The organism is Chryseobacterium gotjawalense (assembly GCF_030012525.1).
GTDB classification, from domain to species: domain Bacteria; phylum Bacteroidota; class Bacteroidia; order Flavobacteriales; family Weeksellaceae; genus Kaistella; species Kaistella gotjawalense.
Genome location: NZ_CP124855.1, coordinates 2,365,032 through 2,385,807, shown reverse-complemented (window position 1 = coordinate 2,385,807; position 20,776 = coordinate 2,365,032). Strand labels below are relative to the sequence as shown.

The 20,776-nt window shown below is 38.1% G+C and carries 20 protein-coding genes; 9 read left to right on the top strand and 11 right to left on the bottom strand.

The window, feature by feature from the left end:
* Nucleotides 1-8 precede the first annotated feature (8 nt).
* Nucleotides 9-545: an RNA methyltransferase gene (locus QGN23_RS10905; protein WP_282904332.1), complete on the top strand. Its 537-nt coding sequence runs from the start codon at nt 9-11 to the stop codon at nt 543-545.
* Nucleotides 546-610: 65 nt separating this feature from the next.
* On the opposite strand, the gene QGN23_RS10900 is transcribed toward QGN23_RS10905, so the two are convergent.
* From QGN23_RS10900 to QGN23_RS10880, 5 genes are read right to left on the bottom strand one after another with little or no spacing between them, the layout of a single operon-like run.
* Nucleotides 611-1,132 carry a 2'-5' RNA ligase family protein gene (locus QGN23_RS10900; protein ID WP_282904331.1) on the bottom strand — a complete coding sequence of 174 codons (522 nt, stop codon included), beginning with the start codon at nt 1,130-1,132 and terminating at the stop codon, nt 611-613.
* Nucleotides 1,133-1,167: 35 nt separating this feature from the next.
* Nucleotides 1,168-2,577, bottom strand: coding sequence for an efflux transporter outer membrane subunit (locus tag QGN23_RS10895; RefSeq protein ID WP_282904330.1), 1,410 nt, complete (start codon nt 2,575-2,577; stop codon nt 1,168-1,170).
* A gap of 35 nt (nt 2,578-2,612) precedes the next feature.
* A complete protein-coding gene (locus QGN23_RS10890; protein WP_282904329.1) occupies nt 2,613-5,765 on the bottom strand; it encodes an efflux RND transporter permease subunit in 3,153 nt (1,050 codons plus the stop codon).
* A gap of 3 nt (nt 5,766-5,768) precedes the next feature.
* Nucleotides 5,769-6,998 carry an efflux RND transporter periplasmic adaptor subunit gene (locus tag QGN23_RS10885; protein WP_282904328.1) on the bottom strand — a complete coding sequence of 410 codons (1,230 nt, stop codon included), beginning with the start codon at nt 6,996-6,998 and terminating at the stop codon, nt 5,769-5,771.
* 54 nt (nt 6,999-7,052) lie between these two features.
* Nucleotides 7,053-7,499, bottom strand: coding sequence for a transcriptional regulator (locus QGN23_RS10880; protein ID WP_282904327.1), 447 nt, complete (start codon nt 7,497-7,499; stop codon nt 7,053-7,055).
* Nucleotides 7,500-7,696: 197 nt separating this feature from the next.
* Between QGN23_RS10880 and QGN23_RS10875 the strand changes: the two genes are divergently transcribed.
* The 3 genes from QGN23_RS10875 (at nt 7,697) to QGN23_RS10865 (ending at nt 9,636) form a co-directional block, all read left to right on the top strand.
* Nucleotides 7,697-8,020, top strand: a complete 324-nt coding sequence (locus QGN23_RS10875; protein WP_282904326.1) for a translation initiation factor — start codon at nt 7,697-7,699, stop codon at nt 8,018-8,020.
* Nucleotides 8,021-8,228: 208 nt separating this feature from the next.
* A complete protein-coding gene (locus QGN23_RS10870; protein ID WP_282904325.1) occupies nt 8,229-9,083 on the top strand; it encodes a nucleoside phosphorylase in 855 nt (284 codons plus the stop codon).
* A 49-nt stretch (nt 9,084-9,132) separates the two neighbouring features.
* Complete coding sequence (locus tag QGN23_RS10865; RefSeq protein WP_282904324.1) at nt 9,133-9,636, top strand: hypothetical protein; 504 nt, start codon at nt 9,133-9,135, stop codon at nt 9,634-9,636.
* 7 nt (nt 9,637-9,643) lie between these two features.
* On the opposite strand, the gene QGN23_RS10860 is transcribed toward QGN23_RS10865, so the two are convergent.
* Complete coding sequence (locus QGN23_RS10860) at nt 9,644-10,204, bottom strand: DNA-3-methyladenine glycosylase I (protein WP_282904323.1); 561 nt, start codon at nt 10,202-10,204, stop codon at nt 9,644-9,646.
* 187 nt (nt 10,205-10,391) lie between these two features.
* Between QGN23_RS10860 and QGN23_RS10855 the strand changes: the two genes are divergently transcribed.
* On the top strand, nt 10,392-10,691 hold the full coding sequence (locus tag QGN23_RS10855; RefSeq protein ID WP_282904322.1) for a hypothetical protein: 300 nt from the start codon (nt 10,392-10,394) through the stop codon (nt 10,689-10,691).
* A gap of 97 nt (nt 10,692-10,788) precedes the next feature.
* Nucleotides 10,789-11,598, top strand: a complete 810-nt coding sequence (locus tag QGN23_RS10850; protein ID WP_282904321.1) for an enoyl-ACP reductase FabI — start codon at nt 10,789-10,791, stop codon at nt 11,596-11,598.
* A 60-nt stretch (nt 11,599-11,658) separates the two neighbouring features.
* Here QGN23_RS10850 and QGN23_RS10845 read toward each other — a convergent pair whose 3' ends face one another.
* Together QGN23_RS10845 and QGN23_RS10840 are read right to left on the bottom strand one after the other, a co-directional pair.
* Complete coding sequence (locus QGN23_RS10845; protein ID WP_282904320.1) at nt 11,659-13,002, bottom strand: M28 family metallopeptidase; 1,344 nt, start codon at nt 13,000-13,002, stop codon at nt 11,659-11,661.
* Nucleotides 12,999-14,030: a threonine aldolase family protein gene (locus QGN23_RS10840; protein ID WP_282904319.1), complete on the bottom strand. Its 1,032-nt coding sequence runs from the start codon at nt 14,028-14,030 to the stop codon at nt 12,999-13,001. Before QGN23_RS10840 ends, QGN23_RS10845 begins: the two co-directional genes overlap by 4 nt.
* Before the next feature lie 277 nt (nt 14,031-14,307).
* On the opposite strand from QGN23_RS10840, the gene QGN23_RS10835 reads away from it, so the two are divergent.
* From QGN23_RS10835 to QGN23_RS10825, 3 genes are all read left to right on the top strand, one after another.
* Nucleotides 14,308-14,961, top strand: a complete 654-nt coding sequence (locus QGN23_RS10835) for a metal-dependent transcriptional regulator (RefSeq protein ID WP_282904318.1) — start codon at nt 14,308-14,310, stop codon at nt 14,959-14,961.
* 83 nt (nt 14,962-15,044) lie between these two features.
* Nucleotides 15,045-16,670 (top strand): L-glutamate gamma-semialdehyde dehydrogenase, encoded by a 1,626-nt coding sequence (pruA, locus tag QGN23_RS10830; RefSeq protein WP_282904317.1) that lies wholly within the window; start codon nt 15,045-15,047, stop codon nt 16,668-16,670.
* Nucleotides 16,671-16,851: 181 nt separating this feature from the next.
* Nucleotides 16,852-17,094: a YtxH domain-containing protein gene (locus tag QGN23_RS10825; protein WP_282904316.1), complete on the top strand. Its 243-nt coding sequence runs from the start codon at nt 16,852-16,854 to the stop codon at nt 17,092-17,094.
* Nucleotides 17,095-17,254: 160 nt separating this feature from the next.
* Here the strand turns inward: QGN23_RS10825 and ypfJ are convergent, their stop codons facing one another.
* From ypfJ to ribH, 3 genes are all read right to left on the bottom strand, one after another.
* A complete protein-coding gene (ypfJ, locus tag QGN23_RS10820) occupies nt 17,255-18,112 on the bottom strand; it encodes a KPN_02809 family neutral zinc metallopeptidase (protein ID WP_282904315.1) in 858 nt (285 codons plus the stop codon).
* A 32-nt stretch (nt 18,113-18,144) separates the two neighbouring features.
* Nucleotides 18,145-20,223 carry an LTA synthase family protein gene (locus QGN23_RS10815; RefSeq protein WP_282904314.1) on the bottom strand — a complete coding sequence of 693 codons (2,079 nt, stop codon included), beginning with the start codon at nt 20,221-20,223 and terminating at the stop codon, nt 18,145-18,147.
* A gap of 61 nt (nt 20,224-20,284) precedes the next feature.
* Complete coding sequence (gene ribH, locus QGN23_RS10810; RefSeq protein ID WP_282904313.1) at nt 20,285-20,767, bottom strand: 6,7-dimethyl-8-ribityllumazine synthase; 483 nt, start codon at nt 20,765-20,767, stop codon at nt 20,285-20,287.
* Nucleotides 20,768-20,776: the final 9 nt, after the last annotated feature.

The window sequence follows — 20,776 nt, the reverse complement described above, 5'->3', positions numbered from 1 at the left end:
ATACGAAAATGTCATCCACAAAGAAACTGAAACTCGAAGAATTAGGGAGAATAGATATCGAAACCTTTAAAGGAACTAAAAAAACGCCTTTGGTTGTGGTTTTGGATAATGTTCGAAGCATGCACAATGTGGGCGCGATTTTCAGAACGGCAGATGCTTTCTTAATTGAAAAAGTAGTGTTGAGTGGAATTACGCCGCAACCGCCGCACCGGGAAATTCACAAAGCGGCTTTGGGAGCGACAGAAAGTGTGGATTGGGTTTATGAAAAAAACATTGCCGAAGCTTTACAGAATTTAAAAAAGGAGAACTTCAAAATTATCGGGATCGAACAAACCAATGATTCTAAAGAAATCACTGAGTATTCCATTAATAAAGAAGAAAAATACGCGTTGGTTTTAGGAAATGAAGTGGATGGATTAAGTGATGAAGCTCTTTCGTATTATGATACTTTCCTGGAGATCCCACAGTTGGGAACGAAGCACTCTTTGAACGTTTCTGTGTGTGGTGGAATTGTGATGTGGGAATTCTTTAAATATTTAAAATAAAAAATTGCCACGAATACACGAATAAGTTTTAGACATTCGTGCATTCGTGACAAATAAGTAAATCACTATAAATATTTGATTTTAAGCAAATTCCATTTTTTATTTTCATGTTTGAAAAGACAGATTTTATCGACTAAAAAAGAATCTTCAAACTTTTTTGTCTGATATTCCTGCCAGGCTTTCTGAAAATTCTCTGGACTTAAATCTTTGTACGCCACCGTAAGATGAGGAGTGATTTTTGCATAAGGATGAAATTTCATCACCGGCTGAACCTCATCGTACAGATTTTGAAGTTCGGGTGAGTTCTCAGGTTTAATAAAAATAACCGGCTTCTCTTTGTTCGGGAAACAGCCGAAATTTTTCAGAAACACCTCAAAAGGAGTGGATTTTAAATTCATTAAAGAAAAACTTTCCACCAATATTTTTTCCTGATTTTCATCGAAATGAAAAGGTTTAATGAGGGTGATATGAGGGAAATTTTCGAATGATTTTACAGAATGAAACCGGTCAGCAAAATCTTTACTGAAAACTCTGGCTTTCTGACGAAGTTCTTTGTGGGGAACAACTGCAATAAAATATAAACTCATTTGAAAATTTTCGATTCCTCTCTCACTTTAAGAAATTATCTCCAGCCACCGCCTAATGCTCTGTATAATTCAATTCCTGCATCTAGTTTAGAATATTCCGCAGTTGAAATATTCAGCTCAGCATTCAGTTGATTCACACTTGCATTGATGACTTCCAGATAGTTTGCCATTCCATAATTCACCAGTTCCTGAGAATAATTAACGGAGTTTTTGTAAGCATTCATTTCTTTTCTTTTCAAATTGATGAAATTATCTTGGGACTGATAAATCTTCAACGCATCTGAAACTTCTCTTCCGGCATTTAACAGTGATTTTCTAAAATTAAGATAAGCAATTTCTTTATTCACCAGACTGACTTCGTATTGGGTTTTGATCTGTCTTTTATTTAAAATCGGTTGTGCTAGACCTGTTATAACATTAGCAAAAAGAGAACTCGCACTGAACAGTTGATCCAGATCTTTGGACACTATTCCGCCACTTCCGGTCAACCTTAAACTTGGGTAGAAATTAGCTTTCGCAGCATTGGTCAATTCAAAAGCGCTTATTAAATTATATTCTGCAGCTTTCACGTCTGGCCGATTTTGCAATAGATTCGCAGGATAACCCAACGCCAAACTCACCGGCATTTTCTGTGCAGCAATGCTGGTTCTTTCGATCGAGTGCGCAGGTTCGCCCATCAAAACGCTAAGGGTGTTTTCGAGCAGGGCAATTTGCACATCAATACTGATCAGCATTGATTCTGCATTAAAAACCAATGCTTCACTTTGCTGAACTGCAACTTCAGTTACCGTTCCGGCATCTTTTAATGCTTTAGTGGTTTCAAAGTTTTTATTTCTTAGAATGATGGTTTCGTTGATGATTCTTTTCTGATCATCAAAAGTCAGCAGTTGGTAATAAGCCGACGCTACCGCCGCAACCAGATCGCTTTTCACCGCCTGATGCGCAGCAACAGTTCCCAAATAACCCGCCAATTGGGCTTTTTGCTGAGATTTCAATTTCCCCCAAATATCAGCCTCCCAACCGACATTTGCAGTGATATCAAACTGACTGCCGTAATTTCTTTGATTCAAAAGCTGTCCCGACTGCGTATTCAGAGACTGTGTCTGGAAAGTATAGTTCGGACCTGCGGAAAGAGTCGGCAGATAAGCCGCTTTACTCTGCTTTAAATAAGAATCCGCAGCACTGATATTTTGCAGCGCGACTCTTACATCTAAATTATTTTCCAAAGCTTTCGCAATATGTTTTTGCAAAACGGGATCGGTGAAAATTTCTGTCCACGAAACGGTTGCCATGCTTATTGAATCCTTTGGCAACAAATCGGTGCGGAAGAGATTTTCACTTATGGCTTCTTTGGGTGTTTCATATTTCTCCCGTGTCATACATGAAGCCAGTACGAACGCCGAAAAAACAACCGAAAGTATTTTTATATTAAAGTATTTATTCATTTTTTTAATTTTTCTTAAAAGTTTTTGACTTTCAATTATTCAGAAAGATTAATATCTTTTTCTTTAAGAGGAACTACTTTCTCCTGAAGGTATTGGAAAATCACATACAATACAGGAATTGCGATCAATCCGAACAAAGTCCCAATTAATAAACCCGTAGCGGCTCCTGTTGCAATCGAACGGTTTCCCACTGACCCAATTCCGGTTGCAAATACCAATGGAACCATCCCAAAGATAAAGGCAAAAGAGGTCATCAAAATCGGACGTAATCTGGCTTTTGCCGCATTGATCGCCGACATAGCAATTGACTCTCCATGATGACGCCGCTGAACAGCAAACTCAACAATCAAAATCGCATTCTTGGCCAGCAATCCAATCAACATAATAATGGCAATCTGGAAATAAATATTGTTTTCCAACCCGAAAATACGCTGACCGAAAAAGGCACCAATCACTCCTAAAGGAAGGGAAAGGATTACTGAAAGAGGCAGTAAATAACTTTCATACTGCGCTGCCAAAATAAAGTAAACGAAAAGGAAACTCAATAAGAACACCACATAAGTTTGAGAACCTGCTTTCATTTCTTCTTTCGTTAAACCTGTAAATTCAACATCATAATTGGCGGGTAAATTTGCGGCAGCAACTTCTTGCACCGCTTTAATTGCATCACCCGTTGAGTATCCAGGATTACTGGAACCATTGATTGCTACTGACGTAAATAAGTTATAACGCTCAAGAGATTGCGGACCAAAACTTTTTTCCAAAGTAACAAACTGGGAAATAGGAGCCATTGCCCCAGAAGCTGTTTTCACAAAAATAGAATTCAAATTTTCTGGAGATTTCCTATCGTCCGGTAAGGCTTGAATCATTACCCGGAACTGTTTTCCGTATTTGGTAAAATCTGAAGAATAAATCCCTCCGATATATCCTTGCATCGTACTCAAAATGCTGTTAAGGGTAACTCCACTTTCTTTTGCTCTAGGCACATTTACGACCATTTGATATTGTGGATAGTTGGTATTAAATGAGGTTGAGGCAAACTGAATTTCCGGTCTCTGCATTAAAGCGCCAACAAAGCTTTGAGTTACTTTATTTAATTCTGTAATATCTCCACCTGATTTATCCAAAAGCACGGTCGAGAATCCATCGCTCGATCCAAAACCTGGAACACTCGGTGGCGAGAAGAAAATAATTTTCGCATCCGGGTATTTACTGGTGATTCCAAATAAACGTCCGGTAATTTCCTCAATGCTCTGACCATCTGCTTTCCCCCGTTCGTCGAAGGGTTTTAGTTTAATGAAGGCCTGACCTACATTCGATCCGGAACCCGACATGAAACCACGACTCGCCGTAAAGGTTACATTTAGAACACCCGGAATTTTTCTTGCTTCTTTTTGAAGATCTGATAAAACATTATAGGTTCTTTCCAATGATGCGCCCGGTGGCAGTTGCACGTCTGTAAATAAAATCCCGCGGTCTTCTTTCGGAATAAATCCTGTAGGCATGGTAGAACTTGCCCACCAAAAAGTAACTGCTCCCGCCGCAAAAATCACCAATAAACTCATCCATTTATTTCTTAAAATGAAATTAAATGATTGACCATATTTCTTGGTTCCCGCATTAAATCCTGCATTAAATTTAGAAAAGAACTTCTGCATGAAATTCATGCTTGCATATTCCTTGGAATGATGCGCCGGCGGTTTTAAGAACATTGCGCAAAGTACCGGACTCAAGGTCAAGGCATTTACAGCTGAAATTAAAATCGCAATAATTAAGGTGATCCCGAACTGTTGATAGAAAACTCCAGTTGGACCCGTTAAAAATGTTACCGGAATAAATACCGCTGCCATTACCAAAGTAATAGAGATAATCGCACCAGTAATCTCATCCATCGCTTCAATGGTTGCTTTCTTGGCATCGGTAATACCACCTTCCATTTTGGCGTGAACGGCTTCTACCACAACAATTGCATCATCAACTACAATTCCAATGGCAAGAACCAAGGCAAAAAGCGTCAATAAGTTAATGGAGTAGCCGAATAAATTCAGGAAAAAGAAGGTCCCAATAATCGAAACCGGAACGGCAATCGCCGGAATTAAAGTCGATCTGAAATCCTGTAAAAATAAGAAAACGACCAGGAATACCAAGACAAATGCTTCCAATAAAGTAGTAATTACTTTTTGAATTGAGGCATCTAAGAATTCATTCGTATCAAAGTTGATATTATAACCAATTCCTTCAGGCAAAGTTTTTTCTGTTTCTTTTAATAAGACTTTTATATTGTTAATAATATCCTGCGCATTAGAGCCTGGTGTTTGGAAAATCCCCATACTGATGGCGCGGTTACCATTACTTTCACCAATTCCCGCGTAAGATTGTGAATCCAGTTTAATTTCTGCCACATCCTTTAAACGGAGGTATTCCCCATTACCAAGTGCACGCAGAATAATATTTTCAAATTCATCAACTTCATTATATTTTCCTTTGTAGGTAATAATATACTGAAACGATCCCCCACTATTTTCACCTAACGCACCTGCAGCTGCTTCTCTGGATTGATCATTAATTGCGGCCGAAACTTCTGATGGTTCCAAACCATAGGCTGCCATTTTCGCAGGATCCAACCAAATTCTCATGGAATAATTTTTTCCACCAAAAACCTGGGCATCACCGACACCATTAACCCTTTTTAATTCGGGGATAACATTAATGTTCAAATAATTCTGCAACCAAACCTCATCTAAGTTGGGGTTTGCAGTGTAGAACGAAAGAAACATCAAGGCGCTTGTTTGTTGCTTGTTCACCTGAACACCTGATCTTGTAACTTCTGAAGGCAAACGTGGAATTGCACGCTGAACCTGATTCTGCACATTCACTGCCGCGATATCGGGATCAATTCCCTGTTTAAAGAAAATCTGAATCGAAGCAGAACCGTTATTCCCGGCAGAAGAGGAAATATAATCCATTCCTTCTACTCCATTGACCTGTTCTTCTATCGGAATAATAACACTGTTCATTACCGTTTGCGCGTTGGCACCGGTATAATTTGCGGAGATACGCACCGTTGGCGGTGCAATATCCGGATACTGGGTGACCGGTAAAGATATTAATCCCAAGATTCCCAAAACAACAATCATGATGGAAATCACAGTGGATAAAACCGGTCTGTTTATAAATTTTTTAATCATCTTTTAGAAAATCGGTTTTATAGCATTAATAAGATCGTCAAACTTTTTCGGCTGTGGCTTTACAGGAGTTCCTGTTTTTAAAGTCCCAATACCTTCTGCAACAACGATTTCTCCTTTTTCGGCGCCATCTTTAATTACAACCATATTATTAACACGGTCAATTACAGAAATCACGGCACTTTTCGCGGTATCTTGTTTTACTTTATAGATATACACTAAACCTTGTTGCTCAATGGTGGCACTTTCTGGAATAACTAACGCGTTATCATACGCGATAGGAATTCTGATCGTTCCGCTGTTTCCGTTGCTTAATAATTTATCCGGATTCAGGAAAGAAACCCTAAACTGAATACTTCCTGTGGATGCATCGATTTGTCCTGTGATCGCCTTGATGTTTCCTTTTTCAGAATACACATCTCCATTGGCTAGAATTAATTCTACCGCCGGCATATTTTTAATTTTTTCAGGAACGGTCGCACCTTTAGAATTCTTTAGAAAATCGAGGTACTGTTTTTCATTCATAGAAAAATAAGCGTATAACTCACTGGTATCAGAGACAGTGGAAATAGGCATTGGATCTCCGGGACCGACCAAACTTCCGGTTCGGAAATTGATTTTACCGATAGTGCCCGAAATCGGAGCCCGAATAATTGAGTAATTAATATTTTCCTGAACTCCCTGAAAATTCGCCTGTGCCTGTGCAACTCCTGCGCTCGCCTGTTGTTTCGAAGCAACAGCCTGGGCAACCTGAGCTTGTGCTCTTGCCAAATTTGCTTCTGCGGTCTGCAATTGAACACTACTTATAATATTTTTCTCTACCAACGGCCGAAGTTTATTCACTTCTACCTGTGCCGCATTTACCGCAGACTGTGCCGCTTTAACATTAGCATCAGAAGCAGCTACACTTGATTGAGCCGCACCAACTCCTGCTTTTGCTGCATTCGCAGATTGGCTTAAAGAATTGGTTTCTAACCTGAATAAGGGTTGTCCTTTCGTAACATACTGCCCTTCATCAACAAGAACTTGCGTAATATACCCTTGCATTTTTGCACGGACATCATTATTTACACGACCTTCAATACTAGCCGGAAACGTAGAATATCCGATAACATTTCGGTTTTCAACGGCGACTGTTGAAACCACTTTCGGTCCTTGTGGAGGTTTTTGATCTCCTTTTTTGCAGGATAAAACCGACAAAACAGAGAAGGATAGAAGGATAATTTTATTTTTCATGAATTTAATTTTATAAGTAATCTTCATTTTAAATGAAGTTGGGTTTCGTATTATTTAAAGTTGATCAAGCGTATCTTTTATATTAGTAATGTTTTTATTAAAAAGGTTACTGTAAATATCAAACTTTTGCAATGCAGTCTCGTCACTCGTGTTGCGGAAGGTTTTCAGCTTATTCAAAATCAATAACTCCAGTTCCATTTTTTCGATAATTTCTTCGAAACGAATTTTCATGTATTTTTCATTCATCACAAAAAACCGTTTTCTTTCATCGATTTTAGTAAAGTCGGTAATGATATTAAGATTCAGGAGCAAATTAAGATTTGACGAAATGGAACTTTTGCTCGCCGCAAAAATCTCCACAAATTCATCAAAAGAAACGCCGTTCCTCTCAAAATCAAAAACCAGATACGAATAGATTTTTGCAGCAAGTGGCGGCAAATGGAAGGCTTCCCCATAAAACTTGGCCAGATCACAAAATAAGCCTTTATCAATTTCTACCATTAAATAATAATTAATCGCCAAAAATACAAATTAGTTCTGAACCAAACGAACCAATTCTTTATTTTATGATTTGTTTATGATTTTCAAACTTTAATTACAGATACAATCTGGAATGAAAAATATCATTTACCGCAATTTTGATGATAAAAAAAACAGTTCGAAAGCAAAGCCAAGATAAAATTCATTAATTTTGTTAGATGGATTTAAGAGATCAACTCAAAAATATATTCCCTGATCACGAAGAACAGGATTTCGAAATGCCGGTAGAGAAATTCGTGCAGAAAGAACCGCTCGTTTGTAAATTTGAAAAAAAGGGAAGACATGGTAAACCGGTAACTTTAGTTGAAGGCTTCGAAGGCAGTGATGACGACCTGAAAAAAATTTCCAAGAAAATAAAAACCACCTTAGGAATTGGCGGTTCTGAAAAAGACGGCACAATCATCATCCAGGGAGACAACCGCGATAAAATAATGATCATCCTGAAAGGGATGGGTTACAAAACGAAACGCGTCGGCGGATAATAAAAGACAAATAGATAAGAGACCGATTCGCTGATAGATAGAAGACCGCTTCGCTGACAGATAAAAGATAAGAGACTTTTTTAAACGAATCTGCAGCCCGACTTGAACGGGAATCTTTTTTTTCAATTGGAAAATGCGGTGCTAGAAAAGATTGGGAATGGAAGGCGGAAAGGTTGCCAAACAATAATTTAAAAATAAAAAATAGACTATGCTTAATAAATTAGCTGCATCTGAACTGGTGCTCAATGACGACGGAAGTGTGTATCACTTAAACTTATTGCCGGAAGATATTGCCGGAAAAATCATGTTGGTAGGCGATCCGGACCGCGTTCCGAAAGTTTCTAAATATTTTGACAAAATCGAAATCAAAAAAAACAAAAGAGAATTTTATACGCATACCGGAACTTTGCGTGGCGAGAGAATCACCGTGATGTCCACAGGAATTGGAACCGAGAATATCGATATCGTAATGAACGAACTGGATGCTCTGGTGAATATCGATCTGAAAAACAAAGAATTCACTTCCGAACATACCGCTTTAGAATTATTCCGGATGGGAACTTGCGGAAGTGTGAATCCGGATGTTGAGGTTGACAACATGTTGGTAACAGAAAATGTAGTGGGGCTTGATGGCCTGATGCATTTCTACTCTGACTATGCATTTGAAAATGAATTCTCTAAGACCTTCATGGCGAAATTCCCGTACGAGAAAATCAAACCGATGTTGTATTTTTCTGATTGGTCTAAAGAAATGGGCGAATATTATAAAGATGCAAAATACCATGGAAACACAGCGACTTTCCCGGGCTTTTACGCACCACAAGGGAGACAGTTGCGTTTGAAAGCAATTGACGACAAATTCCTGGAAACTTTAAATGATTTGGGAGTAACCAATTTCGAGATGGAAACTTCTGCGATCTACGCACTTTCAAAATTATTGGGGCACAAAGCAATCACCGTGAATTCTGTTATTGCAAACAGAAGAAGAGGTGAGTTTTCCGCTGATCACCACGCTTCAGAAAAAAATATGATCGAGTGGGTTTTGGACAGAATTATTAAATAAGAAATACATTCTATATTTTTGCCGGAGTTATTGCTTCGGCATTATTTTTATGATGACATTTAATATTATAAAAAGAAAGAAAAATCCTCTGGGATTAATTACCAATTCTCAATGGTTAATAGTCCTGCTCTTTGTGGCGGTTTTTGGCATTTTGTATTTTTTGAAAAACAGCAAGTTTTTAGATTTACTGATGCTTTTTTTCTTTTTCGGAATTATTGGGATTATTATATTCCGATTTATGGATTATGAAAAATTAAATGCTAACATCATCGGAAAACTAATTGTAGATAAAGAATATTTCCTAATTGATAACATTAAAATTCATATTTCGGAGATTGGCTATTTACACATGAAAATCAAACATTTTACGAATGAAGAACAGGAATTATATCTATATAAATTCAACCCTCAATATTTTATGGGCAAGGGAAATTACTTTAAAATTATAACCAAAAGTAATAAGGAATATGAAGGTGAATTTTTAATCCAAAGCAGAATGGAATTCCTGAAATTGGAAAATTATTATAAAGATTTAAGTAAGATTTCCAAATAATTTCACTTTAATTTTCCCTTGTCCAACAATCAACCACATGATCATCAACCATTCCCGTCGCCTGCATGTGCGCATAGACCACTGTAGATCCTAAAAACTTGAATCCCCGCTTCTTTAAATCTTTTGCCAGAGAATCTGAAATTTCTGTCGTAGCAGGAACGTCCTGTAAAGTTTTCGGGTGATTTACAATGGGTTTTCCGCCCACAAAATTCCAGATGTATTTTGAAAAAGTCCCGAACTCTTTTTGCACTTCCTGGAATTTCTGAGCATTATTAATAGTGGCTAAAATCTTTAATCTGTTTCTTATAATTCCGGCATTATTCATTAACTCTTCCACTTTGTCCTCAGCATATTCTGCGATTTTTTTATAATTAAACTGATCAAATGCTTCTTCAAAATTTCCCCTTTTCTTCAAAATCGTATACCAGGAAAGTCCGGCCTGAAAACTTTCTAAAACCAAAAATTCAAAAATAGTTTCGTCATCATAAACAGGTTTGCCCCATTCTTCATCATGATACTTCCGATATAAATCATCTTTTTCCGACCAGCCGCAGCGCACTATTTTCATGTGTTAAAGTTTCTTTCAAAAATAGAAAACAAATGGCTGAAAACGACGACATAAAAATAATAAATCACAACTTTAAGAAAAGTTTATAATAGATTTAACAAAGATTTGACTTTTTAGGAATAAAACTTGCAAGTTAACCGCTAATTATACTTTCAATAACTAAATATTAACATTAAAAATTACTATTATGGAAAGACAGGATTATAACAAAGCCGAAAACGCAGTGGAAAAAGCAAAATGGACCGTAAACGATTACGCTGACAAAGCCAAAGATTACATCCGTGAACAAAAAGAAAAAAATGCGGAGCCTACTCACGAAGGCTGGCTGGAAAGAGCGAAAGAAAATGTAGCAGAAGCGTGGCATGACACGAAAGATGCGGTATCCAGTGCGTGGGAAAAAACCAAAGACGTTGCAGATGACGCCTGGGACAAAACCAAAGATACTGCAAAAGATGCAAAAGACGCAGTAAAAAAATCAACCGACTGATCTTGATTTAACAGTCTATAAAGAACCGTTGTGAATACGGTTCTTTTTTTATGCGTTAAACAATAAAAATTTTTTAAATTTGTCTAAAATTAAGATTATGTCATACGGATTATTAAAAGGTAAGAAAGGAATTATCTTCGGAGCTTTAAACGATCAGTCGATCGCATGGAAAGTTGCAGAAAGATGCCATGAAGAAGGAGCTGAATTTATTCTTTCCAACGCACCAATCGCAATGAGAATGGGTGAAATTGATGAGTTAGCAAAAAAAACCGGTTCTGATGTTATTCCGGCAGATGCAACTTCAGTCGAAGATTTAGAAAAACTTTTTGCCCATGCCCAGAAGAAATATGGCAAAATCGATTTCATCCTTCATTCCATTGGAATGTCAGTAAACATAAGAAAAGGAAAATCATATACTGATCTGAATTACGATTTCCTGGAAAAAGGTTGGGATGTCTCTTCTGTTTCTTTCCATAAAGTAATGAAAGCGGCTTGGGATAAAGATATCATGAATGAATGGGGTTCTATTTTGGCCTTAACTTATATTGCCGCACAAAGAGTATTCCCAAATTACGGTGATATGGCAGACAACAAATCCTATCTGGAAAGCATTGCAAGAAGTTTCGGATATTACTGGGGCGACAGAAAAGTGCGTGTAAACACCATTTCACAATCTCCTGTAATGACGAAAGCCGGAGCTGGTGTGAAAGGTATCAGCGGCTTTTTCAATTTCGCAGATGATATGTCTCCGCTTGGAAATGCTGATGCAATGGATTGTGCGAACTATTGTGTAAGTCTTTTCTCCGACTTAACGAGAAAAGTAACCATGCAAAATCTTTTCCATGATGGAGGTTTCAGCAAAACTGGAGTTTCACAGAAAATTGTAGATAAATTTGAAGATTTATAATAACTAAACTTTTAGTTAAAATAAAAAATCCGTCCTGTTCAATAAACAGGACGGATTTTTTTATCTGGATACTTTCGGAATTACTGGCAAACTTTGGTTTCCGGAAACCGAAATACTCTGTACAGCGAAAAGGTAATTATCCTTGGAGACTGGAACCGTGTAAGAAGTTTCGGTGGTGAAAATTTTATGAGTCCACACGGAACTGTCCGTTTCTCTGTATAAAATATAATAACCTTTTACTTTTCCTGAATTGGGTTTTTCCCAACTCAGTTTGGTAGAATTAGAAAGCTCTTTCACATCCATTACCACATTTTCAGGCTGAGGGGTTGCTTTCGCCAGGTTAGCCAACACCGCAACATTTACCGCAGTATTGGTTTTCAGATAATCGAAATCCATGAACTCAATCAGGTCGCCATATTTTTTATTATTTTCCGTTCTGATATCCTGATGTTGATGGTCGTAATTTTCATAATAATCCGTTAAGCGCACGGCCGTTAATCCGTTGTTAACAAACGGAGTATGATCGCCACCGCGCAGAAAACGGTCGTTTCTGTAAATCAGTTTGATGTCGATATTCTTTACATATTGCTCACCAATTTCTTTTACGTAACGTGCAAGCTGGCGTGCATTGCCGTCATTTTCCAGACCAAAATTCCGAATCTTAGCGGCCGTTTTTTCGGTTTCAAAAGCGGGAAGACCTTCGCTGAAAACTCTCAGTTTCGGGGTTCCGTCATTCTTTGGTGCATCGAAACTGTTGTTGCCAATCATATCATTATTCAAAACCGCTTCAACTTGCCAATGCTCTGCTTTCGCTTTATCTGCAAGCATTTTCGCTCCCAATAATCCCTGTTCTTCACCACTTACCGCAACAAACAAAATCGAAGCCGGGAATTTTGATTTGCTTAAAACCCGCGCTGCTTCAATCACCGCAGCAACTCCGCTTCCATCATCATTAGCACCTGGCGCAAAACCGGTCGAATTTAGAACATCAGAAACCCGGGAATCCAGATGGCCGGAAATAATAATGACTCTTTGATCTGTGGGATCAGTTCCTTTCAAAAACGCGATTGCATTCCCGAGATTGGTTATTTTATTAATTCGTTTTCCGTCAGGCTGCAGATCTTCATTCTGCAGAAAGACATCCATCCTTCCGCCGGAATTCTGCGCATAATTTCGAAACTTCGATAAAACCCAGTTTCTCGCAGCACCGATTCCTTTATCTTTATCGGTGGTAGAACTCATCGTATGGCGCGTTCCGAAACTAACCAACTTTTCGATGTTCGCCCGGAGCGAATCTTTATTGACCGATTTTACATATGCTGAAATTTCAGGATCTTTTTCCTGTTTTTGCGCATTGATAACCACTGAGAGCAATATGCTCAAAAAGAAGATTGATTTTTTCATTTTAAATTTTTTATTTCGTTGATGAATTTTTCGATAATCTCATTCGTTGTTGCCCAGGAAGTAATTAAGCGTACAGCAGCTTTTTCCTCGTCCAGTTTCTTCCAAACATAAAAATCAAAATTTGTTGAAAGTTGGTTTATTTGGTTTTGGTTTAAAATTGGGAATATCTGATTCGTAAAAGTCTCACACAGGAAATCACAACCGATCTGTTTAAAAGCTTCTTTAATTTTCATGGCTTGCTCATTGGCTTGTTTTGCCAAATCGAAATACAAATCATCTTTCATTAATTCTTCAAATTGAATTCCCAACAATCGACCTTTCGCGAGCATTGCGCCTTTTTGTTTTAAATGGAAACCGAATTCCTCCTGTAAATTTTCATTATTAATGACAATGGCTTCACCAATCAAAGCACCGTTTTTTGTTCCTCCCAAATAAAACGCATCGGTATATTTTCCGAAATCTTCTAAAGTCAAATCATTAGATTCCGCAGTTAATGCGTGTCCTAATCTTGCTCCATCCACAAATAAATAAAGATTTCTACTTTGACAAAATTGATACAAATCAATCAATTCTTTTTTTGAATAAATAGTCCCCAACTCTGTGGAGTTCGAGATATAAACCATTTTTTGTTTGATCTGATGGGGTTTGTTTTGATGGACATCAATCAGTTTTTGAATATCAGCAGGGCGAATTTTTCCGTCTGTATTTTCAATACCGTGTACTTTATGTCCGGTCGCTTCGATCGCTCCGCTTTCATTGGTGAAAATATGGCCGGTCGCCGCGGACACAACACTTTCGTGCGGTCTTAAAAAAGCCGAAATAACAATTAAGTTCGCCTGCGTTCCTCCGGAAACCAAAAAAACTTTAGCCTTAGGATTTTTCATTTTCTGCTGAATAATGCGCTCAGCATTTACCGAAAATTCGTCCAGACCATAGCCATTTTGTTGGGTAAGATTAGAGCGAACCAAAGCTTCCAGAACCGAAGGATGAGCGCCTTCGGCGTAATCATTTTTAAAGGAATATTTCATGGACTAAATTTAGAAAAAAGGGTGAATAAAACCATACAAAATGGGTGAAAAAACCTTTATTTTAATAAAAAATTAATTCATCTTTGCATCATCAAACTAACAAAATATAAAACTAATAACCATTTTTTTTAACATCAATTTTTAAGAATTGGACTTTCGGTTGAAAATTTTTAAAAGAGGTGTAAATTTTCCTTCATTTATTTTTATTTAAATCAAAGCGTGTAATTTTTTACACGCTTTAATTTTGTTAGATTTGCACAACCATCAATCTAACTTTATGATTTCACTTACTGAAGAAAATTACCTCAAAGCGATCTTTCATTTAAGAAACGACGACAACACAGTGACTGTAAATGAGTTAAGCAAGTTTTTAAATGTAAAAATGCCCAGTGTCAATAATATGATGAAGAAATTTGCGCAAAAAAACTGGATTATCTATGAAACCTACAAACCTTTAAGAATAACAGAAGAAGGAAATAAACAGGCCGCCTTAATTGTAAGAAAACACAGGCTTACCGAAATGTTTCTGGTCGAAAAAATGAATTTCGGCTGGGAAAATGTGCATGAAATTGCCGAACAGTTAGAACACGTACATTCCGACATTTTCTTCGATAAGATGGATGAGATTCTGCAATATCCAAAATTCGATCCTCACGGCGAACCGATTCCGGATAAAGAAGGAAATATCATCGCTCTGGATTTACAAAAATTAAGCAGCTGCAAAATTGGTGATGCCGTTATTTTCAGTTCGGTAACGGTTTCTGACGACGAATTTCTAAGTTATCTCAACAGTAAAGAACTGGAATTAGGTAAAAAACTACAGATCCTGGAAATCGAAAAGTACGATCAGTCCATGAGTATTTTGAAAGAGGATGGAAATAAAATCACCCTGAGTAAAATGGTTTGCGACAAAATTCTGGTCAAGCGCTGAATTTTGTAACGGTTCTCCTGTTGGAACATTAATCTAATTCCATTAACTTTGTAACATTCATTAAATCAATAAAAATTAAAAATATGTCAAAAGCAATTTCACAGGTTCCTTTCGCTGTAAACGAGCCGGTTAGAACTTACGAACCGGGCTCAGAGGAGGTAAAATCCCTGATCACGACTTATAAAAAAATGTGGAAAGAGAAAGTTGAAATACCGATGGTCATCAACGGAAAAGAAATTAAAACTGCCGATAACGTAGTCATGAATTCTCCACAGGACCACCAACATAATTTAGGATTTTACCATAAAGGAGACATGAGCCATGTTGACGATGCGATAAACTCCGCTTTAGCAGCCAGAGAAAAATGGAATAATCTGGGTTGGGAGCACCGTGCAGCGATTTTCCTGAAAGCGGCTGATTTAATCGCCGGTCCGTACAGAGACCGCTTGAATGCAGCAACCATGATTGCTCAGAGCAAAAACGTTCATCAGGCAGAGATTGATGCAGCCTGTGAGTTCATCGATTTTTTACGCTTCAACGTAGAATTCATGACAGAAATGTACAGCGAGCAACCGGTTTCAGACAGTGGAGTCTGGAACAGATCAGAATACCGTCCGTTAGAAGGTTTCTGTTTTGCGGTTACGCCGTTTAACTTTACTGCAATTTCCGGAAACCTACCAACCTGTATGGCGATGATGGGGAATGTGGTGGTTTGGAAACCTTCTGACAAACAGATTTATTCCGCAAAAGTGATTATGGATGTTCTTACCGAAGCAGGTTTACCAGCCGGAGTAATCAACATGATTTTCACTGACGGAAAAGAAACCGCTGAAAAAGTATTGGCTCATCCTGATTTTGCAGGACTTCATTTTACAGGTTCTACCAAAGTATTCCAGAATTTATGGAAAACGATGGGCGATAATATTCACACCTACAAAACCTACCCAAGAATTGTTGGGGAAACCGGTGGAAAAGATTTCATCATGGTACATCCTTCTGCCAATGTAGAAGCGGTGGCCACTGCGATGGTTCGCGGTGCTTTCGAATACCAGGGGCAGAAATGCTCTGCAGCTTCAAGAGCGTACGTTCCTCAGTCGCTTTGGAACGAGGTGAAGGAAGTGATGGTGGCGCAGATGAAAACCATTAAAATGGGAAGTCCGGAAGATCCGTCGAATTTTGTAAACGCGGTAATCGATAAAAATTCTTTCGAAAAATGCAAAGGGTATATCGAGAGAGCAGAAAAATCCAGCGACGCGAAAATTGTAATCGGTGGAAAATGCGACGACTCCAAAGGATGGTTCGTGGAACCTACTGTGATTGAAGCGTCTAACCCAAGATACGAATCGGTTTGCGAAGAAATATTCGGACCAATCCTTTCGGTTTATGTTTATGAAGATAAAGACTGGACTGCAACTCTGAAATTAGTTGATGAAACTTCTCCTTATTCTTTAACCGGAGCGATTTTCTCTCAAGACCGATATGCTATCGACGAAGCTTATAAAGCTTTAGAAAACGCTGCAGGAAACTTCTACATCAATGACAAACCAACAGGAGCCGTCGTAGGACAGCAGCCTTTTGGTGGAGCAAGAGCTTCAGGAACCAACGATAAAGCGGGTTCTAAAATGAATTTACTGAGATGGGTTTCAGTAAGAAGTATTAAAGAAACTTTTGTTTCGCCGAAAGACTATAAGTATCCTTATTTAGGATAAGCATCCTCATACTTTTTAATTAAAATTAAAATAATCATCCGTCCTATGCAGTTAATAGGACGGATTTCTTTTTTTATTAATAATTTAACAAAATATTAATAACTTCAAAAATCTCTTTGGCACAAAATTTACATAGTTAAGGTATCAAATTACTTTTCATTAAAAATTAAAATTGACGATTATGGGTACTAAAAAGAATGGATTATTAGCACTGTTAGGACTTGGAGCATTAGCTTGGTGGAAATATAAAAATTCGACACCGGAAGAGCAGCAGGCAGTAAAGGACAAAGTAAATACAGCAAAAGATAATTTCAACAAATGGGGAAATGATCTGAAATCCAAAGCGGGTGACGTAGCATCACAAGTGCAGGATAAGGTGAATCAGGCAAAAACTTCAGTGGAAGACTCTGTAAACCAACAATAATAAAAGACACATTTTATCACATTCATATATTTAAGTAAACCGCAGCGTATTCATTTACACTGCGGTTTTTCTTATACAAAAAAAATCCCGGCTCAGCGGGATTTTAATATTTCAATAATGAATTCAAATTGCGGGTAGGTTATAAACCATACCCTAATTTTTACTTCAGCAAAGCGTTAAAAGTATCTCCCTGGCGGATATCTCCGGTAGTATATCCTTTCATAAACCAGTCCTTTCTTTGTGAAGAACTGCCGTGCGTAAAACTTTCCTGATTCACATAACCTTGCGAACGTTTCTGAATATTATCATCACCAACTGCTTCTGCCGCCGAAATCGCAGATTCGATATCACCCGGTTCTAAGATATGCTCTCTGCTGTCAGTTTGTTTGGCCCAAACGCCGGCGTAGAAATCTGCCTGTAATTCTGTGGCTACAGAAACGCGGTTCATCTCTGCCTCAGAATATTTTCTGCTGCTTCTTAACTGATCTACTTTTTGAGTTGTTCCTAAAAGCGTTTGCACATGATGCCCCATTTCGTGCGCCAATACGTAAGCAATAGAGAACTCGGTCACTTTTGCGCCGAAACGCTGTTCCAGTTCTTTGAAAAAACCCATATCCATATATACCGTTTCATCGGCAGGACAATAAAAAGGACCCATTGCCGCTTCCGCCGTTCCGCAACCGGACTGGGTAACCGCTTCAAACATGACAACTTTTGCAGGTCTGTACTGCATGCCGCTTTCATTGAATACCTTGGTCCATGTTTTTTCATTTTCGGCTGTAATCATTTCAACAAAATCACGGACTTTAAGTTCGTTTGGGTTCAGATCACGCTGTTCTGTCTGTGGCCCGGCGTTCCCCATCCCGGAGGACAAAATCGCCGATGGATCACCACCCAGGAAATATATAATGGCGGCAATGATTAAAGTTCCCAGTCCACCACCTACGAGACCGGCGCCGCCACCGCCAGATCCACGCCTGTCATCCACATTTCCGCTTCTGTCGTTTGTCCATTTCATAATTAAATCTTTTGCTAAAATTACAAAAATAATTATTTATTGAGTTTATTTTCTTTCAACCAATATGAAACACTTTGATAAACAGAGATACAATCCTCAACTAAATTTTGCTGGAAATTCTTAACCGGCGTTTCGTCATAAAAGATTTTAAAATCTTCAGGATTATTTGATGGCTGTAAACTTAAAGAATACTGTTTTACTTTTTTAGTCGGTGAGATAATGGTTAAATAGTTATCTTTTATAAGACCTAAATCCTGATAAGTAGCAACATACGCTTTCGGCTCAAAACTTTTGGTGAAAACATCCTGACCCAAAAACTTCGACTGGTATTTAAAATTCAGCAAACCAAATAAAGTCGGCATCACATCGATTTGTGACATGGTCTGCGTAAATTTCTGAGGCGCTATGAAACCTTCAGAAAAAATCATTCCCGGAATCCGGTATTTATCCATCGGAAGTTCCGTTTTTCCGGCACTTGATGCACAATGATCGGCAACAATCACGAAAACGGTATTTTGATACCAATCCTGTTTTTTTGCCATTTCAAAAAACTTACGGATGGAATAATCCGTGTATTTCACGCCACCTTCACGGGATTTCGCAGTTCCCGGGATATCTATTCTTCCCTCAGGATAAGTAAACGGGCGGTGGTTAGAAACCGTCATCCAGTGATGGAAGAACGTTTTTCCGGCTTTAGCATCCTTGTTCATTACCTCGATGGCTTTCTTTGCCATATCTTCATCTGACACTCCCCAAACATTGGCAAAGGTAATTTCTTCCGGTTTAAAATTATTCCGGTCAACGATTTCATAACCATTTCCTTTGTAGAAATCCTCCATATTATCAAAGTAACTGTAACCGCCATAAAGGAACTTTACATCATACCCTTTCGATTGGAAAACACTTCCGGTACTGAACTTGTTTTTGTTGTTCGCTCTCTTTACCACACTTTCTCCCGCCGTAGGAGGAATACATAAGGTAAGCGCTTCTAAACCACGAACGGTTCTGTTTCCCGTGGCGTAGAGGTTGGTAAACATCAGTGATTTGTCTGCCAGACTGTCTAAGAACGGCATAATCTTTTGATCATTTCCGTAATGTTCCATGAATTCTGCGGACAAACTTTCAATGGAAATCAAGACCACATTTTTTCGGACTTCCGGATTTTCGGGATTAATATTCCTGATTAAAGTCGGAGGATCAAATTGCTTTAAAAAATCAGTTTCCGCAGTTTGCTGATTAATGGTGCGATAAAACTGAAAATAATCCAGTTCCTTTTGAGTAAACGCATTGAAAAATTTCGGGAAACCGTTCGCCTGAATTTCCGCTGCGAATGTATTGTCTGTTTTTATTTTTTCTAATTTAGGAATGATGACTAAACTGATTCCGCATAAAACGATGAAAGAAAACAGCAAAACCAACTTCTGTACGAAATTCGGCAGCGTCAGCAATTCCTGTTTTGTTTTTTTATAAATGAACCACGTTACGCTTACGGTAAGAGATAAAATCGCAGCGAATAGAGGAATTACCGGATAACTTTCCATAATATTCCCAATGACTTCGTTGGTATAAATCAGATAATCAACGGCGATGAAATTATAGCGGACCCCGAATTCATTCCAGAAAAAATATTCGCTGACTCCATTAAAAATAATTAATAAAACATAAAGAAAAAGCGTAATGAAATACAGAATATTTCTAATCTTAATTCTTTGAGCAGGCAGGAAAAGCATTAGTCCAAAAAGCAAAGTTTTCAAACCGATAAAACCCATCCCAACTTCCGGAAAAGAGCCGCCATATTGTTTGAAGATATTCCCGGGAACAAAGGCGGTATATAAAAATGCCAAAACCAAAAGCCCGAAAATGACAGATCCATAAGGCTTTTTATATTTCGAATCGGATAAAAACAAAGAATAAAGTACAAAGATGCTGCTCGCTAAAATAAAAACAAACACATCTGTTAAACCACCGATAAAGAGAATTTTCAAACTTTCAAAAAGTCCAAATTTCACAGTGGTGATCGGATGAAAGATAAATATGATTCTTACAATCAGGGAAACCACGCCGTAGAACAGGCCCAAATACAAATAAGGTTTCAGTTTTGATGCGTACATAAACGTATGGTGTTTTGACTTTTTACGGGTCAGTTATTTTAATTGCAAAAAGCGGAACTTACTACAGTTTTCTTTTAAAGTCAATCATCTGCAGTGCAGTCACAGCGGCTTCGATTCCTTTATTTCCTAGGGCACCGCCACTTCTGGCGATCGACTGCTCTTTGGTGTCATCCGTTAAAAGACAGAAAATGGTTGGAACATTTGTTAATACATTACAATCCTTAATTCCCTGTGCTACTGCAGAACAGACATAATCAAAATGCGGAGTTTCGCCCCGTATGACACATCCGATGGCGATGACGGCATCAAAATATCCTGTTTTGCAGAGTTGCATCGAAGCGTAATTGAGTTCGAAAGCTCCGGGAACTTTAAAAACTTTGATATGTTCTTCTTTTACGCCTTCTTTTTTCAGCACTTCCAGAGCGCCATCCCGAAGGTTAAAGGTTATAAAATCATTCCATTCTGAAACGACAATGCCAATTCTAAAAGAACCGGCATCGTGTAGTTGTAATGGTTGATAATCAGAAAGATTTACAGTCGCCATTATAGTATT

What these genes read in the sequence shown, in the direction of transcription:
- QGN23_RS10905 (WP_282904332.1), top strand. Translation starts at nt 9, where the DNA reads ATGTCATCCACAAAGAAACTGAAACTCGAAGAATTAGGGAGAATAGAT.
- ribH (WP_282904313.1), bottom strand. Translation starts at nt 20,767, where the DNA reads ATGGCGACTGTAAATCTTTCTGATTATCAACCATTACAACTACACGAT.
- QGN23_RS10845 (WP_282904320.1), bottom strand. Translation starts at nt 13,002, where the DNA reads ATGAAAAAATCAATCTTCTTTTTGAGCATATTGCTCTCAGTGGTTATC.
- ypfJ (WP_282904315.1), bottom strand. Translation starts at nt 18,112, where the DNA reads ATGAAATGGACAAACGACAGAAGCGGAAATGTGGATGACAGGCGTGGA.
- QGN23_RS10870 (WP_282904325.1), top strand. Translation starts at nt 8,229, where the DNA reads ATGCTTAATAAATTAGCTGCATCTGAACTGGTGCTCAATGACGACGGA.
- QGN23_RS10890 (WP_282904329.1), bottom strand. Translation starts at nt 5,765, where the DNA reads ATGATTAAAAAATTTATAAACAGACCGGTTTTATCCACTGTGATTTCC.
- QGN23_RS10900 (WP_282904331.1), bottom strand. Translation starts at nt 1,132, where the DNA reads ATGAGTTTATATTTTATTGCAGTTGTTCCCCACAAAGAACTTCGTCAG.
- QGN23_RS10895 (WP_282904330.1), bottom strand. Translation starts at nt 2,577, where the DNA reads ATGAATAAATACTTTAATATAAAAATACTTTCGGTTGTTTTTTCGGCG.
- QGN23_RS10875 (WP_282904326.1), top strand. Translation starts at nt 7,697, where the DNA reads ATGGATTTAAGAGATCAACTCAAAAATATATTCCCTGATCACGAAGAA.
- QGN23_RS10850 (WP_282904321.1), top strand. Translation starts at nt 10,789, where the DNA reads ATGTCATACGGATTATTAAAAGGTAAGAAAGGAATTATCTTCGGAGCT.
- QGN23_RS10840 (WP_282904319.1), bottom strand. Translation starts at nt 14,030, where the DNA reads ATGAAATATTCCTTTAAAAATGATTACGCCGAAGGCGCTCATCCTTCG.
- QGN23_RS10835 (WP_282904318.1), top strand. Translation starts at nt 14,308, where the DNA reads ATGATTTCACTTACTGAAGAAAATTACCTCAAAGCGATCTTTCATTTA.
- QGN23_RS10855 (WP_282904322.1), top strand. Translation starts at nt 10,392, where the DNA reads ATGGAAAGACAGGATTATAACAAAGCCGAAAACGCAGTGGAAAAAGCA.
- QGN23_RS10815 (WP_282904314.1), bottom strand. Translation starts at nt 20,223, where the DNA reads ATGTACGCATCAAAACTGAAACCTTATTTGTATTTGGGCCTGTTCTAC.
- pruA (WP_282904317.1), top strand. Translation starts at nt 15,045, where the DNA reads ATGTCAAAAGCAATTTCACAGGTTCCTTTCGCTGTAAACGAGCCGGTT.
- QGN23_RS10825 (WP_282904316.1), top strand. Translation starts at nt 16,852, where the DNA reads ATGGGTACTAAAAAGAATGGATTATTAGCACTGTTAGGACTTGGAGCA.
- QGN23_RS10880 (WP_282904327.1), bottom strand. Translation starts at nt 7,499, where the DNA reads ATGGTAGAAATTGATAAAGGCTTATTTTGTGATCTGGCCAAGTTTTAT.
- QGN23_RS10860 (WP_282904323.1), bottom strand. Translation starts at nt 10,204, where the DNA reads ATGAAAATAGTGCGCTGCGGCTGGTCGGAAAAAGATGATTTATATCGG.
- QGN23_RS10865 (WP_282904324.1), top strand. Translation starts at nt 9,133, where the DNA reads ATGATGACATTTAATATTATAAAAAGAAAGAAAAATCCTCTGGGATTA.
- QGN23_RS10885 (WP_282904328.1), bottom strand. Translation starts at nt 6,998, where the DNA reads ATGAAAAATAAAATTATCCTTCTATCCTTCTCTGTTTTGTCGGTTTTA.